Origin of the sequence: Pseudomonas gessardii (genome assembly GCF_001983165.1) — a bacterium.
Lineage (GTDB): Bacteria > Pseudomonadota > Gammaproteobacteria > Pseudomonadales > Pseudomonadaceae > Aquipseudomonas > Aquipseudomonas gessardii.
Window position 1 is genome coordinate 16,125 of record NZ_MNPU01000039.1, and the last position, 17,162, is coordinate 33,286.

The following is a 17,162-nucleotide window of genomic DNA, read 5'->3' on the forward strand; positions in this document are numbered from 1 at the left end:
GGCACATGACGCACAACGAACCGGGCAACGATTACCCTCTCAGCGAGGTGCCCATGCATGCACGCAAGGGCCTTGGCTCCACGGCCATGGTGTTGCTGGGCTTCACCTTTTTTACCGCGACCATGTTCGCCGGCGGCAAGCTGGGGGTGGCCTTCAGCTTTACCCAGATGCTCGCTGTCGTGGCCCTGGGTAACCTGCTGTTGGGTATCTACGCCGCAGGCCTGGGTTACATCGCCTTCAAGAGCGGCTTGAACTCGGTGCTGATGGGGCGTTTCTGCTTTGGCGAAGTCGGTAGCAAGTTGAGTGACCTGATCCTGGGGTTCACCCAGATTGGCTGGTACGCCTGGGGCACTGCTACGGCGGCCGTGGTGCTGGGCAAATATTTCGAGTTGAACCAGGGCAACGTGCTGGCACTGATGGTGCTGTTCGGCCTGGTGTTTTGCGCCACGGCCTACGTGGGTTATCGGGGGCTGGAGATTCTCTCTTACATTGCAGTACCGGCCATGGGCCTGCTGCTGTTGCTGTCAATGTGGGTAGCCACCGTACACATTGGCGGGCTTGAAGGCTTGCTCGCGGTGGTACCCAGCGCGGAACTGGATCTGTCCACGGCCATTACCCTGGTATTCGGCACCTTTGTCAGCGGGGCCACCCAGGCCACCAACTGGACACGGTTTTCCCGCTCGGCCAAGGTGGCGGTGCTGGCCAGCCTGATCGGCTTTTTTATCGGCAACGGCCTGATGGTGCTGATCGGGGCCTATGGCGCCATCGTCTATCAACAACCGGATGTGGTGGAAGTCTTGCTACTGCAAGGGTTCGCCATGGCGGCAATGGCCATGCTGCTGCTCAATATCTGGAGCACCCAGGACAACACCATTTATAACTTCGCCGTCGCCGGCTGCAACCTGCTGCGCACCAAGCGCCGCAAGACCGTGACCCTGGTCGGCGCCGTGATTGGCACCCTGCTCGCCTTGCTGGGCATGTACGACATGCTGGTGCCCTACCTGATACTGCTGGGCACCGTGATTCCACCGATTGGCGGGGTGATCATGGCCGACTTTTTCTATCGCTATCGCGGTCACTATCCACGGCTGGCGGATGTGCGCTTGCCAGCCTTCAACTGGCCGGGGCTGATGGCCTATGCCGTCGGTACGGTGCTGGCCTTCAGTTCGCCGTGGGTCGCGCCCTTGGTAGGGATCGTCGCTGCATCCGCCACTTACATCGCGCTTACCGCCGTCCTGCGGGTGCGCGTACCATTGGCTGACATCCAGGCATGAGCCTGAGCGCCCCGACACAACAATGACCGCCTGGACATCGGCATCGCGCCGATGATCTGGCGGCTGTCTGCCTGATTGCTTTTTGCCCAAGAGGAACTTGCCCATGCATATCATCAATGCCCGCCTGCGCAACCGTGAAGGCCTGCATGATCTGCACCTGGAACACGGCCGGATCGCCAGTATCACGCCACAAACCGCCGCCCCGATCCTGGGGCCGGACGACCTGGACGCCGCCGGCAACCTGGTGGTGCCGCCGTTTGTCGAACCCCATATCCACCTCGACGCCACCCTGACCGCCGGCGAACCGCGCTGGAACATGAGCGGCACGCTGTTTGAAGGGATCGAATGCTGGGGCGAGCGCAAGGCCACCATTACCCAGGCAGACACCAAGACCCGCGCCAAACAGACCATCCAGGCCCTGGCGGCCCACGGCATCCAGCATGTGCGCACCCATGTGGACGTCACCGACCCGGACTTGACCGCGCTCAAGGCCATGCTCGAAGTGCGCCAGGAGAGCAGCCACCTGATCGACCTGCAGATCGTGGCATTTCCCCAGGAAGGCATCGAGTCCTACCGCAATGGCCGTGAACTGATGGAAGAAGCTATTCGCCTCGGCGCCGATGTGGTGGGCGGTATTCCTCACTTCGAGTACACCCGCGACCAGGGGGTCAGCTCGGTCAAGTTCCTGATGGACCTGGCCGAGCGCACGGGTTGCCTGGTCGATGTGCATTGCGATGAAACCGACGACCCGCACTCGCGCTTTCTGGAAGTGCTGGCCGAAGAAGCCCGCAGCCGCGACATGGGTAGCCGGGTCACCGCCAGTCACACCACGGCCATGGGTTCCTACGACAATGCCTACTGCGCCAAGCTGTTCCGCCTGCTGGGGCATTCGGGCATCAGCTTTGTATCCTGCCCCACCGAAAGCATTCACTTGCAGGGCCGTTTCGACAATTTCCCCAAGCGCCGGGGTGTGACCCGGGTCCACGAACTGTTGGAGGCCGGCATGAACGTCTGCTTCGGCCAGGACTCCATCGTCGATCCCTGGTACCCCCTGGGCAACGGCAATATCCTGCGGGTACTCGAAGCCGGGCTGCATATCTGCCATATGCTCGGCTACAGCAACCTGCAAAAAGCCTTGGACCTGGTTACCGACAACAGCGCCAAAGCCATGGCCCTGGGCGACCGCTACGGGCTGGAGCCCGGGCGCCCGGCCAACCTGCTGATCCTGTCGGCAAACAGCGACTATGAAATGATTCGCAGCCAGGGCCTGGCGCTGTACTCGATCCGCAACGGCCAAGTGTTGATGAAGCGCCAGCCTGCGCAGGTGACTTTTGTGTAAAGCGCTGGCTTAAACGATCGAGTCCAGGTCCAGTGGTTTGCCCCTCCCCCGGTCTGCCTGGAAGGCCGGCGGGATACTTGCCAGTTGGGACAACTCACGGTTTTCCCGGTGACCGAACCAACGCTCGAGGCTGGGTTGCAAGTGCGCACTGGAAGCGTAGCTGCCGTATACATCACGCACTTCCAAGCGGCGCCAGCGCAGGCTCTCCAGGCGCTGGCGACTGGTTTGCAGGCGATCGATTTCAGCGCTCAAGGCATCGTGCTGCTCATGACCACGCCCGTTCGCCGGGCTGAGGCGGTGGAGTTCAAGTCGCTTGTCCTGCAGTTGTTCACGCATAGTGCTCAGCGCGCGATCGATCAGTGCGTACTCCCGCGCCGTCACCAGGGAGCCGCGGTTATCCAGTGTCTGCTGCCAGCGGCGCAAGGTGGCCCACGCCGCCGGCACGTAGCTGACGACCATGGCGTGCTGGCTGGCCTGGAACAGTTGCTTGAGCAGGTTGTCACGCTCGGGCATGTCACCATGCAGGCGCAAGGCGCGATTGCACTCTGCCTCCTGCACCGACTCACATCCGGGCTTCCACAGCACCGAGGAATGCGTCCCGTCCGCCAGGGTGATCGGCATGAAGTGCTGTTGCTCGCCGTGATGCTGATAAGGCTGGCCCCCGATACGCACCAGACCCGCAGCAAACAACAGGCCTCCCGGCGTGGGCGCGCTGAACAAGGCCACAGCCCCCGGAACCCAGAGCTTGGCCGTGGTGTTCATCCACGTTGTGGGAACGCTGGGGACCGGGTCGTTATGGTTGACGATCCGGTGATGCACCAGGGCCGCGGCACCGCCTGTAAATTCGGCATCGGCGGCGCGCGGGGCGCCATAGGTGTAAAGGAGGACGTTGTAGTTGGCATCCTTGACACGGCGCAATCCCTCAGCCAGCAACAAGGCGATTGCCCCACCCAGGCTGTGGCCACATATCACGATACGTTGGCCGATGTAGAACTGATCCAGATAACGCAATACGAAGTCACGCATGGCGCGGTAAGCCTGGTAAAAACCTTCATGGGCTTTGCCAAGGCCGTCGGCAAAAGGCACCTGGTGGGCATTCGCGTCACGCAGGCCATCCGCGGCACTGGCCGTCCCCCGCACGGCAATCAGCACCACTTCGTCGTGATGGCAGATAAAGGCCTGGGTATCGGTCCCCTGCTCTTCATCATCGAAAAAATGCAGGCGCGCCGGATACTCCTGCCTGGCCTCCAGCGTCGGACTGTTCTGCGGATACACGTCAGGATCAAAGGGCAGGATCTCGAAGCGCCGGGAGTACGGGACCTCCTCATACAACGGGTAAAAGCGCTGCACTTGCTCGGCGTCGACCCGCCAGGCCTGCTGATACCCCGAGAGCTTTTCAGCAAACAGATGGCCGATGCTGGGCTCCCGGGGAAAGTGGACCTCATCTTGCGGGTGGCTGGCCGGTTCCTGGCCAAAACGGCAGTAACTCAAAGTCGCCATCAATGCCAGTTGGTACAGGTTCATGGCACAGAACCCGTCCTCGGTGGACAACATCGGGCGCAGTGCGCGCAAGGGCCGCACTTGCAGCACCGTATGCTGGTTGGGGAACAGCACGACGCCCCACAACCCGGGCTGGGGTGGACCAAACCCAAGGTCAGCCATCATTTGCAGGGCATGTCGCTGGGGGCCGTGGGACCGGGGCGCCGGAGGCGGCAAATGGGCGACATGGCGGACCAGGTCGCGGACTTCGACCTGGTAGAATCGATTGACTTGCTGCTGAGCCGGGTTGGTCTCGACACGCTGGCCGTCACTGCGAACAAAGCGTGTCTGTTCAGCTCGAAATTGCAGCTCTGTAATGGGCAAAGGGTAGTGACTTCGTGCTTGTAACACTCCGTAATAGTCACTTCCAGATGCCTCATGGAGCGCAGCGAAAGTCAGAACCTGGGGGCCTCTGTACGGGTTATCCAGCTTCACATAACCATCACCATCCAAGTGCCCAACGTGTTGCTGCCCCTGGCTGTCCAAGACCGAGTAGGCAAGCCCTGCATAGGCTTTCCCATCGCCTGTTTCATCAACCAGGGCAAAACTCAGCCAGCCTCCCCGTAACGGACAAACAGGCATTTTTTCGCTGAAAAACGGCTTCTTCCATGCTTCAAAATCCATAGCTGAATATCCTTATTCAGTACAGGTTGGGTAAACAGTGCATTCACGCCCGTCAGGCATCTTGAAAGGCCTGAAATGGGCAGCGCCCTTTGTGCAAAAACCATATTGATCATCCATGTTCTTCCCCTGGCAACGCTTCCACCCTTGTGGAACGCGAACCCAGGTATTGCCCATGTAAGGCTTCTCTTCGTTCGCAACTTCCAGGACCAGCCGGAGCGTGTTGCCTGGCAGTCGGTTGCGCGGCACGACACCACCGGCCGGTGCCCCCTGCGGTTGCCCTTCGTTGTCCAGCGCGTTGCATTTAAGAATTTTCCTGATGGCATGCTGCGATCCAAGGGTACGAAACAGCCACTGACATCGCCCTTTCAACTCCGGCGCACCCGACTCGGGCCGCTCAACACCTGCACGGTCCTGAATGTAGATAGCCGCCATATCTGCGCCGACATCGGTATCGCGCACGCCCCACCGGGCATAAAAATCAAATTCCACGCTGCGCAACACCAACGGGCAGCCTTCTACCGTTTCAGTCAGGGGCAGCTCCTGGGTCACGCGGCTGGCTGTCGGGTTGTAGGGCACACTAAAAATCTTCCGCTCTGGCCTTTTGCCTCGGCGCCAAGGCAAGGTGCAGCTTTCACCTGTCGCCGGGCTGTAGTTGGCGGCGCTTTTAACACGGAAATTGGCCGGCAAGTCCACCTGCAACGTCACGCGATCAACGGGTACGCGCGCACATCCCGACGTGCACGCCATGCCAAGCGCAAGCCATGCCCCCCACTCCCGCCTATTCATGCTGATGCCCCAGCGTGCGCCACTGCTCCACCACCCGCCCAAAGTGATCCCCCGGTGTCTCCGCCACCAATGGCGGCCACCGGAGCACGCTCGCTCGCGTCGCTTCCTCCAAACGCCGCACCACCAAGAACTCCAACTGTTCCGGCTCTCGCCATTGCCAGGTGCGGGCCTGGTCCAGTACATGGGCCAACCATATCTTCGGGTCCTGGAACTCAACCAGGGCCACGAGGTTTTCGCTGTGTTCGGCCAACAGGTAGCGCAGGATATTGGCCTGCAGAATGGCCTTGGCCTGGGGGTTGGGGAGGTTTAGCCAAGGGGCGGGATCGGGTACCGGGTACTTGCCCGGCGCCGGATTGCTGGCACTGCACCATTGCGCTTCATGCCAGTAGCACACGCTGATCAACGGCCCGAGATAGGCCGGCCATTGCGCTACCGGCAAGTAACCCAGCGCACGTGCCAGGGTGCGGTTGTCGTGGAAACGGTACAGGGCCTGATTGCCCGGAGGCCCTACCAGCATCCGCGCCTGCCAATGCTCGATAACGCCGCCTAGGTCCACGTCGGGCAAACTGCCCAGCCAGCCCCAGTTCGCCTCGGGATGCTCCAGCAAGCCTGCCAACGCAGGCTCACCAAGATGCTCCACTGACAGGATCACTGGCCCGGCCGCCGCCAATTCTGCCACTGCGCTCGTGCCGTAGAGGCTGCAATACTGCGCCCGATTGCCAGACACCATCAGCCTCTGGAGCGCGTCGTTGTTTCCCTCAAGGATCAAGCACAGCCGACGCCCTGCCTGCTGCTGTTGGGTCATCCATTGGCCTGGCATGCGCGCCATCAAGCCACCCTCCCGCCAAGGTCGCAGACCGCTTCACGGCAGTGCTCGCAGACCGGGCAAAAGTCCGCCCCGATCTGCCTGGCCATGTGCATGATCACGCCCTGGACCGCTGAAAGATACGGCCCCGGATCGCCCGGCCCCAAGGGACTGGCCGCACGCGTGGCAGCTGGCGAGCCCCCCAGGGTAATGGGGCGACTGCTGAAAATACCGCCGGCCTGGATCAGCAGGTGTTCTCCTCCGGCCTTGAAGCTCAACTGCGCACCGGCGTCGATCACCAGGCTGGCACCCGCCTTGAGATGAACCTGTTGCCCGGCCTCGATCACCAGGTTCTGGCCGATACAGGCCTGGCTATCGCCCTGTACCTGGCGGTGCTCGCCACCCCCGACCAGGACTTTGCGATCACCGCGAACGTGGTGGTGCTCTTCGCTTTCCAGGTGGACCGTGCTCAGACCGTGAATGGTTTCACGCCGCTGCCCACCGACTTCCAGGTGGCTGTCATGGCCCACCTGCTGCTGCAAATCCCGCTGGGCCCGCAGGTAGATGAGTTCTTCACCCAGGCGGTCCTCCAGGTGCAGTTCGTTGGAGCCTGCGCCACCGGGGCAACTGTGGCTGCGCAAGACGCTGCGGGTCTTGTATTGCGGCAATGGATAGGCTGGCCTGTGCCGCGCATTAGGCAGGCAGCCGTTGATCAACGGCCGGTCAGGGTCGCCGTCCAGGAAGGTCACCAGCACCTCCATGCCGACCCGGGGCGTCATGATCGCGCCAAAACCGTCACCCGCCCACCCGGAGGCCACACGTACCCAACAACTGCTTTTATCACTCGCAGTGTCCAGACGATCCCAGTGAAACCGCACCTTCACTCGACCATAGGCATCGCAATGCACTTCCTCGCCCACCGGGCCTGTCACTGTAGCGGTCTGGCTGCCGGTGATCGTCGGCTTGGGGTGCTTGAGCGCCGGGCGATGGACCGCGCGCCAGGGCGTGGCGTTGAAGCGGTTGCGATAGCCCTGGAACACCTCAGCACCGGGCATTGCCTCTTCCAGCACCTGGGGTTGATAACCCTCGTGGCGCACTGAAGTCAGCAGCCACAAGTCATTGCAGGCGGGTTGCGGGTGATCGCGCAATGGCAGGAAATGGCCACTGCACAACGCCGGCTGATCACTCTTGCCCAAGGCCCGGTGACGGTCGCGCTGATGGCGCTCCAGGCTGCGACGCGCCAGTTGCGCACCCCGCGCATGGCCGGTAAAGCCGCCAGGGTAGTGATAGTCCTCAAGGGGCGGCACCGCTGTAGCCCCGGCCTGTTCCTGCAGGCGCCGCGAAGGATGCTCGAAATCATGATCACGCCGGACAGCCTGGCGACTGCGGGTAGCCAGGCGCACATCGAACCGCTGGATCACCCGCGTCTCGGCGGCCGGGCCGCTGGCCAGGCAAAAACGCTGTGCAGGCAGGCGCCGGAATACCGTCTGGTCATCACCAAACACCACTACATGGGCATCCGGGCTGTGGCGGAAGTGGTAGTGAATCCCCTCTTCTTCACACAGCCGCTGGATAAAGTGCAGGTCGCTCTCGGCGTATTGCACACAGAACGTGCGCGGCGGATAGACCACAGGGCCTAACTCGAAGGCATACGCATCGGCCAGGATTGCGTGGTGTTCAAGCACGGCCGCGATAATCTGCGGCACGCTGCGTTGCTGAAAGATGCGCTGGTCACGGCGATGCGCCAGCCATGCCAGGCGCGGGGCCAGGGTCAGGCGATAACGGGTGAGCCGAGCCCCTGGATCGTCGCGGCCAACGGCATACACCTGCCCGTGCAGCCCTTGGCCCGCTTCGCCAAAACCCAGGTAGGCCGGCTGGTGCAGCAATGCTTCCAGGTCAAGGCCAGGGTTTTCGCTGACCAGTTGCACCTCGATGAAGTATGGCTGGTCCAGGGCCTCGCGGCCTTTGAATGCCAGTACTTGAAAGTCGGCCTCTACGCTTTGAAGCGTAAAGTTGAAACGTGACGAAACAAACGCGTTAACCATCCGTTGTTACCCGCCATAACTATTTGACTGAAACACTCCCTCCCGCCAAACATAAACCCTGCGGCCAAAGAAAGTGCCTGAACGCCCTAAAGATTAGCGAGGTCCGCGAGAATCCGGCACTTTCAAAAATAAAAAAGAAGTTTCGTACGAAGAGAATGGAAGTCTCTTTTACAAGATGAGAAATCCTTAAAATAAACCAGACAGCAACAGCAGGAACTTACTTACACAACTCCCCGAATAACAAGTAAACAATAAAGAAACGACTGACACTTATTTAAGCCCTCAAGTACTTCAGTCTTGAAGCACTGCGGCCCCGAACAGGCTGACACTCAGCAACGTATCGGCCTGAACCTGCAAGCGTACTGGCGCCGTGCCGCCCGGCATCACCACCGCCACCTCTCCTGCCTCGACCCACCCCGCCCGCCATGCCGCACAGGCCACCGCGCTGGCACTGGTCCCGGAAGACGCCGTGGGACCCTCGCCGCGCTCGAACACCCGGGCAATCACCCGATTGGCAGCGTCGCGCGCAGCCCATTGCAGGTTGACCCCGGCAACACAGGGCCGGCCATTGCCAGCCGGAGGGGCAAAGGCCATCGCTTTCAATGGCTCGAACAGCCCAGGCTGGTACATCTGCCGATTGTCCGGCAAGGCCGATGCGTGCTCGACCAGGGTCACGCAATGGGGGTTGCCGATACGCACAAATTGACTGCGCGCCCATTGCGGGTTGATCGCAGCCAGCTCACGTACATGACCAGGCCCGGAGCTTCCCTGCCCCAACGCGCCCACCGCCTGTGGCCCGAATTCCGGCTGCCCCAGCGCCAACCAGAACCCCGGGACCTGGCCATGGACTGCCGGCTCAACCCAGGTTGCTAGCGGCGATAGCCCACCCGGTTGGTCGTGGTGCACCCGCAGCTCACAGGCCCGGGGCATCAGCCCCGCATCCGTCAGGGCCTGGGCAAAAATCGTCAAGCCGTTGCCGCTGCGCTCGGCCAGGGAACCATCGGTATTGATAATCAGCAGGTCATACGGCGGCGCAGCCTGGAACGGCCCGACCAGCAAACCATCGCAGCGATAGGCCTTGGCCTCGGCTGGACGCGGCGACGTCCCCCAGCCACATTCGGCCGCTATCGCCGACGCCGCCCACCCCTGGCGAGTGCTGGCGGCCAGGGCGGCGCTTGTGGGCACGGCAATGCCCCGGCAGCGTAACAAGGCCGGGCTGACCACACCGTAGATATTGCCGCGAGCGTTGTAGAACAGGGTCATGGGGTGATCCACCTCAGTATCCGCCAATATCGGCCATGGGAAAAACGCCTGGCGATTGTGGGGGATGTCTGGGTGCGGCACCACCCAAGCTGTGTGCATCCCCCTGGCAAAACCAGCCACGCCCCCTACACTTCTGTTTTCCCTGGATGGACGTTTTCATCAGGCCGAAGTCCGTGCGCAGTCGAACAAACGCCGTCCTCATGTTCCCGGAGGATGCACCATGAAGCCACTTGCCCCGCAACATCCCATTGAAACGCTGTACCGCGCAGGCCGCAAAACGTTCATTGAACTGGTACCTGATGGCGGCGCACGCCTGGACGCGCTGTTCCATACCGCACCGGCCCTGGGCGAATTGGCGGTCGGCGTGGTGTATGGCTATCTGCATGATCGCCCCGGCCTTGATCCACGCCTGCAGGAGGCCGCGATTTTTGCCGCGATCGTCGCCGCCGGCATGGTCGGCCCACCGTTGAGCGTGCACTTCAAGACCAGCCTGGCCCAAGGCCTGGCACCTGGGGAGCTGACTGAACTGTTGTTGCTCGCCTCGGCCTTTACCGGTTTCCCCCGTGCCGTCGCCACCGCCGACCAGCTCAACCTGCTGTTTGCCGGGGCCAACCTGCCCTCGCCTCCGCCACCGACACCCCGCGCCGTGGCAGTAGCGTTTTGTGAAAGCGTGCGCCAGGGCCACCCATCGTTCCCGGTGGATGCCCAGGCTCGAAAGCTGCTGCGCAAACCCCATAAGCTATCGCTGCACGCCACCGCTGCGGATCGGGTGATGGTGGAGAGTTACATCGGCCAGGAAACCACGCCGCGCGGCACGCTTGTGGTGCGGGTCGATGGCGCTGATGTGGTGCAAGTCAGGGCGTATCTCCCGGCACCGACCTGACCCGTGCACACATGAAAGTTCGCGCTCGCCAAGGGAACCTGGCTCGCTCCAGAGGGACTGATGTGCAAGGATGTCGCGCCGGACATCGTTCGCTGAACGCAAACCCCAAGGACTTTCATGACTGCCATTCCTACCCCAGCGCCCGTGGTTCCAGGCCGCCTGGAACAAATGTCGACCCGTATCGCGTTTTTTATTGCCGGCTTTGGCATTGCCGCCTGGGCACCGCTGGTGCCCTATGCCAAGGCTCGCGCCCAGCTCAACGAAGGCACGCTGGGCCTGTTGCTGCTGTGCCTGGGGGTGGGGTCGATCCTTGCCATGCCCGTGGCCGGCGCACTGGCATCACGCTATGGCTGCCGACGCGTGCTGAGCGCCGGCACGCTCCTGCTCTGCGTGGCCTTGCCGATGCTGGCCACCGTCAGCTCGATCCCCTGGCTGATGGCCGGGTTGTTTCTGTTTGGTGCAGGCCTGGGCACGGTGGACTCCACCGTCAACCTGCAGGCGGTGATCGTGGAGCGGGCCAGTGGCAAAACCATGATGTCGGGCTTCCACGGGCTGTTCAGCCTGGGGGGGATTGTCGGGGCGGCGGGTGTCAGCGCGTTGTTGGGGTTGGGGTTGTCACCGCTGTCGGCCACCCTGGTGGTAATCGTGATTACCCTGGCCGCCCTGCTCAAGGCGGCCCCCCATCTGCTGCCCTACGGCAGTGAAAGCTCCGGCCCTGCCTTTGCCATTCCCCATGGGGTGGTGCTGTTTATCGGCTGCCTGTGCTTTATCGTGTTCCTGGCAGAAGGTGCCGTGCTCGACTGGAGCGCGGTGTTCCTCAGTGACGAACGCGGCCTCGACGAAGCCTATGCGGGCCTGGGTTATGCGGCGTTTGCCTTGACCATGACCCTCGGGCGCCTGACCGGCGATAGGATTGTGCGTCGCCTGGGCGCCAAACGGGTGATCGTGATCGGTGGCTTGCTGGCCACCGCGGGCATGCTGTTGGCCACACTGCTCCCGGCATGGGAAACCGCGCTGCTGGGCTATGCCCTGGTAGGCGCCGGCTGTTCTAATATCGTGCCGGTGCTGTACACCGCCGTCGGCAAGCAAAAGGTCATGCCGGAACATATTGCAGTACCCGCCATTACCACCCTGGGTTATGCCGGTATTCTCGCCGGCCCCGCGCTGATCGGCTTTATCGCCCATGGCAGCAGCTTGAGCGTGGCCTTTGTGTTGATCGCCGTGCTGCTGCTGGGCGTGGCAATCAGCGGGAAAATACTGCGGGTGTAAAGCCCGCAAGGCGCTACAGGTTTTTGTTGTTTTCGAGCCAGCCGTCAAGGTCTTTGTTGCTCAACCATCCCTTCTGGTAATGATTGCCGTAGAGGCGTCGCCAGCCAGAATGGACGCGCTCCAGCGAGCTCAATAGCCGGGGACGGTCCACCAGGTTTTTTGACATGTACACCAGTTGCTCGCTGTACATCTTTTTCGGCAACCCGGTGGCGGGGTCCCGGATAACGGCGCCGTCCTTGTCCGTTTCGTCCGGGTCCCGGCTGATTGAGACCAGCCTCGCGATTTCGACGTAGCCGACCTGCTCAAAAAAGCCCGTGCGGTCCCGGGACCGGTCACGCAGTTCATCAAAGGCCGCCCTGAACGCCTGCACCAACTCGACATTGGTCTTGGCGTGAAAAGGGTCCGAACTGAAGGCGTTGGGGTCGCTGTTGCCAAACATTCCCTGTACGGCCTTCGACAGACTTTCCTGCGTTATAAAACCCTCCTCATCAAGGATCGCGTCGATCAACCGCGGGCGTTGGAGCAGGGCCTTGGCCAGCAGGATGGCGTTGTTGAACACCGGCGTTTCCGTCATTTTTTCACCGGCGATTCGCTGCAATGAAGACAGTTTCAATCCTTCATTTTTCATGGAATTTTTCCAGCACGGTGAAATGCTCGGCCAGCGCCGTCACTAACTGGCTATCCGGCAATTGGGTATAGGGATTCACATGGGTGTTACGCGTCGCAGGCGTGTTTCTCAGTTCCTGATGATGCAGCCTGACCTCGTCGGGCGTGGCCCAGCGCAAGGGGCGCCTGAACCCCGAGGTCCGGATTGTATTGGGCAACGGTTGATTGTCGACCTGCCACGCAGGCGGCGTGTTCTCGCTTGAAGCAGCATGGGCTTTGTGTTGTGCGTCATCCGGTATCGCATCATGGCGGCTCGTAACATCGGGCCGCAGGAAAGGGATCCCACCGTCAATTGCCATGATTCATCTCCACCTCTTTCAGATCCATACTCAGGCCGGCCAACACCACCGTCACTGCAAGGGTGGCTTTCCAGCAAGCGCAAAGTATGTGGCCAACGACCAGCAATGGTTCCGGGGTGGCCGACCATTTTCGATGACTGCATGTAAACAATGAGCAAGGCTTGGCTGTGGCCTCAATCAAGCACCCGGTCGGGAAACGCCCAGCAAGGCTTTTATGGCATTGATCAGCCCCGTCGGGGGCTCCGCAGCAGCCTCCATGGGCGCACCTGGCACAGAAGGCGTGCGGTAGGCCAGCATGCCCTTGGCGAAGTCATCCGCCGCCGGGGCCTTGAAGGTGTACTGGCCGGAAAAATTCTTGACTCGCTGAACTTCGGTGCCTTCCTCGCCAGGCATACCCTGACCCTGGGCAGCGAAATGGCGGCACTGCGTGTGGTTGTCGCAAGGGGGGGCAAGAAGGGATTGCGGCAGGCCGGGAGTTTGAGTTCCAAACGACGTTGAAGTCATGTCGACACCCTCTCTTTGAGTGAAACCGGCGGCGTCATAAAGGCCGTCAGATACACGTTATGTGGCAAACCGCTGAAAACAGTTCCTGATCATTGAGGGGCAGGTGATGAGTGGATGCGGGCAGTATCAGCCAGCCCTGTCATCGAGAAAGCGGGGCATCCTGGGCGAACCGGGAAACACCGCGAAAGACTCGTGGCGCTCCCCGGTTCTGTGCTTGCAATGCAATTGCCCGTGGTTTAACGGGACAACTTCCTCAACCCCCACCAACTGATCCTGCCGTCCTCGTCACGCCCCGCGGTATTGTCTATTTTTTGCAACAACTCGGACCGGTTGGTGAGTTCCTTCGCCAGGTAGGTGAGCTCATCTTTTTTAGGGTTACCCGTCAGGTCTTTTATGGCCGTCTGATAGATTTTGTCGAGTTTGATCTCTCTTCGCCAAAATTGATCCCAGGATTTATCTTCGAGCCGACTAAAATTCTTGAGCAGATCCTTGGCCAGTTCTTTGTCGTCCTTATACTTCAGCGGGCTGTCAGAGAGTATGACGTCCCTGATGTTTTGCCGGGTGAGCTTCTGATCCAGCCCGCCCGTACTACCATTGCGATCAAGGGCCTGCAGGAGGTCCGGACGCTTCAGGATTTCCCTGGCCAGCCGGGTGTTCGAGTCCTTGTGGGCGTAGCCTGTAAGGGAACGTTCTGCTCTATCTTTCAAGTCCTGCTGCGTAATATAGGACGAGTCGTCCTTACTACTGAACCCCGAGAAGTTTTTCAGCAGTTTCTGGGCCAGTTCATCATGGCTGAACTGTGAATACACCGGATCGGGTTTCTGGGGAAATGGCCTTGGCGGCGGGTTCCCAGGAAGCACAGGCTTGGCCGGGGAAAAAAACCCTTTCAGGCTGACGAAAAAACCCTGACCTGTCGCCCCTGCCGATCCTGCCGCCAGCGCTCCCCCCCCAGAGCCTTGTGCCATCGACGGCGCAGCCGCAAACATCGGGCCCGACTGACTCGTTATCCCGCTGAAACTAGGCCCGCTGGTGGCTGATACGGTGACGGCGGCCGAGACGGTAGCGCCCTTGGCATTGCCGGGCAGGTTAGGTGTGGCGCCATTCGGTAGATTGACGACAGACTGGTTGAAAGCTGATACCGACATATTGATCTCCAGTGCGGCTTGTTGACACGATTTACCACACCGTCCACAGCCCCCGACGATAGCCTGATCGCGAGCCGCCCGTGCACAGTGGGCTAATCGGGTATGTGGCAGGCCTACAGAGTTCGGTTCCTCAAAGTGATGAAAGCGGCTAAAAAAAGGTAGGAAATGGGTCAAGGCAACCCTTCAACAGCGGCAGCAGGGTCGTAAGCTGCAAGAGGAACGGCAGGAGGAAAAGCGCACCGGGACAAGCCCCATTGCCGCTGCCCCGGTCACACTCTCGATCAGGGCAGGCGACGCTCGCCCCCGTCAACGAACCGTCAAAACCCTACGCTCGCCTGTACAAAGAACGTACGCGGCTCACCCAGGTAGATCCCGGAGTTGTTATCGCTGGAACGGGTGTAGTGCTGCTGGTCAAACAGGTTTTTCACCCCCACCCCCAATTTCAGGTTCGACAACTGTGCGCCAAAGTCATAGCCACTGCGTACGTTGACGGACACATAGCCCGGAATATCACCGTACTGGCCATCAGCGGTCGGCTGGGTGATATAGGTGCTGGTGGTGCCTGGCGCCCGCTGGCCGGACTGGGCATACGCGTCCAGGTTGTGGGTCCAGTGGTTGACCGCGTAGCGCAGCCCCAGGGTCGCCACTTGCCGGGAGTACAGCGGCAGGTCACGGCCCTTGAACGCCACATCGCCTTCGGCGGTCGCCCTGGTGTAGGTCAAGCCGGCATTGGCACTCAGCCCCTCCAGGCGCGGGTCAAGGTTGGCCAGGTCGTAATGGGCCGAGGTTTCGATACCGGCGTGCTTGGTGGCCCCCAGGTTGGTCCAGCCCACGTCATTGCTGACGTACTGCAACTCATCGGCAAAATCGATGTAGAACAGCGTCACTTCGCCGCCCCACACCGTGTCGTTGTAGCGCGTACCCACCTCGTAGGTCTTGGCCTTTTCCGGTTGCAGGCCGTTGGCCGTCTGGTCGCCATTACCACCCTGGCCCAGCTGGAAATACTGCAAGCTGCCGAAGGACGTTTCGTAGTTGGCAAACAGCTTCCACGCATCGGAGACGTGGTACATCACGCTCAGCGCCGGCAGCGGTTCGTTGTTCTTGATCTGGCGGTGCTTCTCCTGGGTGCGGCGGCCATTGAGCGCCACCACCGGGCGGTCATGCCATTGGGTGCGGATGCTTTCAAAGCGGATACCGGGGGTGATTGTCCACTTGCCCACGTCGATCTTGTCATCGATATAGAACGCGTTGGCCTCGGTGCCACCGGTGCGGTCCTGGTACACATGGCCGTCACTCTGGCCACCCGGCGTGGGCACGTTGTTGACCAGGTTGAGGCTGGTGGCCTGTTCGTGCATGCCTTCTTTCAAGTAACGGTAGCCGATACTGGCTTCCTGGGTGGTCGGCCCCAGGTCGAACACATGGGACACCCGTGGCTCAATGCCGAAGGTGTAGTAGGTACGTGGGTAGGCACTGAGGGTTTTCAAGTCGCGGTTGGCGATGTTGCTGCCACGGAAGCTGTCCGAATAATAGGTCAGCACCTCGGCCTGGGTCCGGTCGTCGATCTGGCGGATGTACTTGAACGACACATCCTTGCGCCGGCCGCTGAAGTTGTCCCAGTCGCGCACCGACTGGTAAGGGTTGGCGTCGAACTGCTGCTGGGTCAGGCCGCCCGGCATGTCGGCGCTGGCGTCGTAGTAATGGAAGTTGAGGGTGAAGTCGTCTTGATCGGTCGGCGCCCAGTGGGTCTTGAGGATCACATCGTCGATGTCGTTGCCATTGTTGCTGTCGCGATAACCGTTGCCATTGACCCCGGAATACAGGAGCGCCATGCCCATGCCATTGTCGGCGGTGCCACCGATAAAGGCGTTGTCGATATGTTTCCAACCGCCATGGGCAGCGGTTTGCAGGGTGGTGCCGACTTCACCGGAAAAGGTCTCGGGGATCGCCCGGGTCACGAAGTTGATCACGCCGCCGACGTTCTGCGGGCCATAGCGCACGGAACCGGCGCCGCGGACCACGTCGATGCTTTCCAGGTTACCGGCGGAAATCGGTGCCATCGACAACTGGGGCTGGCCATAGGGCGCGAACGCCGCAGGAATGCCGTCGATCAGCACCGTGGAGCGTGGCGACAGGCGCGATGTCAGGCCACGTACGCCGACATTGAGGGAAATATCGCTGCCGCCGGTGCCGTTGGATTCCTGCACCTGCACCCCGGGCACCCGGCGCAGTACGTCACCAACGTTCATCGCGCCCTGCTCCACCATGGCCTCGCGGCGGATCACGGTCCGTGCGCCGGGATGGTTCTGCACCACTTCGGCATTGGCGTCGCCCAGCCAGTCGCCCACGACCTTGATATCTGTCGCGCCCAGTTCCAGGGGCGAGCCGGCTTCACCGCTGCCCTGGGCCAGCGGATGCAGGGTCACCGAGCCCGAGTCGATCCGGTAGTCCAGGCCACTGCCTTGCAGCAACTGGCGCAGAGCCTGTTCCGGCGCCAGGTTGCCATCGACGGCCGGGGCTTGCTTGCCGGCCACCATTGCCGGGCTGAAAAACACTTGCAGCGCGGTTTGCTGGCCCAATTGGCTCAGCGCAGCGCCCAGGGGCTGGGCCTTGATATGGATGGCCTCGTCGGCATAGGCCGCGGTACTGATCGCCAAGGCCAGGGCCAACGGCGCCCAGCGGGGTGTTTTATGGTTGTGCGCAGCGAGTTTATTCACGTCGTAA

Annotated in this window: 14 protein-coding genes; 4 read left to right on the forward strand and 10 right to left on the reverse strand. The window is 61.4% G+C overall.

The window, feature by feature from the left end:
- Positions 1–5 precede the first annotated feature (5 nt).
- Positions 6–1,274, forward strand: a complete 1,269-nt coding sequence (gene codB / locus BLL38_RS22075; RefSeq protein WP_076964342.1) for a cytosine permease — start codon at positions 6–8, stop codon at positions 1,272–1,274.
- A gap of 103 nt (positions 1,275–1,377) precedes the next feature.
- Positions 1,378–2,613, forward strand: coding sequence for a cytosine deaminase (gene codA, locus BLL38_RS22080; protein WP_076964343.1), 1,236 nt, complete (start codon positions 1,378–1,380; stop codon positions 2,611–2,613).
- Positions 2,614–2,622: 9 nt separating this feature from the next.
- Here the strand turns inward: codA and BLL38_RS22085 are convergent, their stop codons facing one another.
- The 5 genes from BLL38_RS22085 to BLL38_RS22105 all read right to left on the reverse strand — a co-directional run bounded on the left by BLL38_RS22085 (position 2,623) and on the right by BLL38_RS22105 (position 9,675).
- Complete coding sequence (locus BLL38_RS22085) at positions 2,623–4,776, reverse strand: lipase family protein (RefSeq protein WP_076964344.1); 2,154 nt, start codon at positions 4,774–4,776, stop codon at positions 2,623–2,625.
- A gap of 12 nt (positions 4,777–4,788) precedes the next feature.
- Complete coding sequence (locus BLL38_RS22090; RefSeq protein ID WP_076964345.1) at positions 4,789–5,562, reverse strand: hypothetical protein; 774 nt, start codon at positions 5,560–5,562, stop codon at positions 4,789–4,791.
- Positions 5,555–6,391: a DUF4123 domain-containing protein gene (locus BLL38_RS22095; RefSeq protein ID WP_076964346.1), complete on the reverse strand. Its 837-nt coding sequence runs from the start codon at positions 6,389–6,391 to the stop codon at positions 5,555–5,557. Before BLL38_RS22095 ends, BLL38_RS22090 begins: the two co-directional genes overlap by 8 nt.
- Positions 6,391–8,412: a type VI secretion system tip protein TssI/VgrG gene (tssI, locus tag BLL38_RS22100; RefSeq protein WP_076964347.1), complete on the reverse strand. Its 2,022-nt coding sequence runs from the start codon at positions 8,410–8,412 to the stop codon at positions 6,391–6,393. The genes BLL38_RS22095 and tssI overlap by 1 nt, the downstream gene beginning before the upstream one ends.
- Before the next feature lie 291 nt (positions 8,413–8,703).
- Positions 8,704–9,675 (reverse strand): diaminopimelate epimerase, encoded by a 972-nt coding sequence (locus BLL38_RS22105; protein WP_076964348.1) that lies wholly within the window; start codon positions 9,673–9,675, stop codon positions 8,704–8,706.
- A gap of 220 nt (positions 9,676–9,895) precedes the next feature.
- Here BLL38_RS22105 and BLL38_RS22110 point away from each other — a divergent pair, with 220 nt between their 5' ends.
- Entirely contained in the window at positions 9,896–10,558 is a 663-nt protein-coding gene (locus tag BLL38_RS22110; protein ID WP_083743095.1) for a carboxymuconolactone decarboxylase family protein, read from the forward strand.
- 117 nt (positions 10,559–10,675) lie between these two features.
- A complete protein-coding gene (locus tag BLL38_RS22120; RefSeq protein WP_076964350.1) occupies positions 10,676–11,827 on the forward strand; it encodes an MFS transporter in 1,152 nt (383 codons plus the stop codon).
- Positions 11,828–11,840: 13 nt separating this feature from the next.
- Here the strand turns inward: BLL38_RS22120 and BLL38_RS22125 are convergent, their stop codons facing one another.
- The 5 genes from BLL38_RS22125 to BLL38_RS22145 form a co-directional block, all read right to left on the reverse strand.
- Positions 11,841–12,425 carry a type III secretion effector protein gene (locus BLL38_RS22125; RefSeq protein WP_242627632.1) on the reverse strand — a complete coding sequence of 195 codons (585 nt, stop codon included), beginning with the start codon at positions 12,423–12,425 and terminating at the stop codon, positions 11,841–11,843.
- A gap of 19 nt (positions 12,426–12,444) precedes the next feature.
- A complete protein-coding gene (locus BLL38_RS22130) occupies positions 12,445–12,792 on the reverse strand; it encodes a hypothetical protein (protein WP_076964352.1) in 348 nt (115 codons plus the stop codon).
- A gap of 177 nt (positions 12,793–12,969) precedes the next feature.
- Entirely contained in the window at positions 12,970–13,185 is a 216-nt protein-coding gene (locus tag BLL38_RS22135; protein ID WP_076964367.1) for a hypothetical protein, read from the reverse strand.
- 347 nt (positions 13,186–13,532) lie between these two features.
- Positions 13,533–14,441, reverse strand: coding sequence for a hypothetical protein (locus BLL38_RS30165; RefSeq protein WP_083743097.1), 909 nt, complete (start codon positions 14,439–14,441; stop codon positions 13,533–13,535).
- A 317-nt stretch (positions 14,442–14,758) separates the two neighbouring features.
- Positions 14,759–17,155: a TonB-dependent siderophore receptor gene (locus tag BLL38_RS22145; RefSeq protein WP_076964353.1), complete on the reverse strand. Its 2,397-nt coding sequence runs from the start codon at positions 17,153–17,155 to the stop codon at positions 14,759–14,761.
- Positions 17,156–17,162 lie beyond the last annotated feature (7 nt).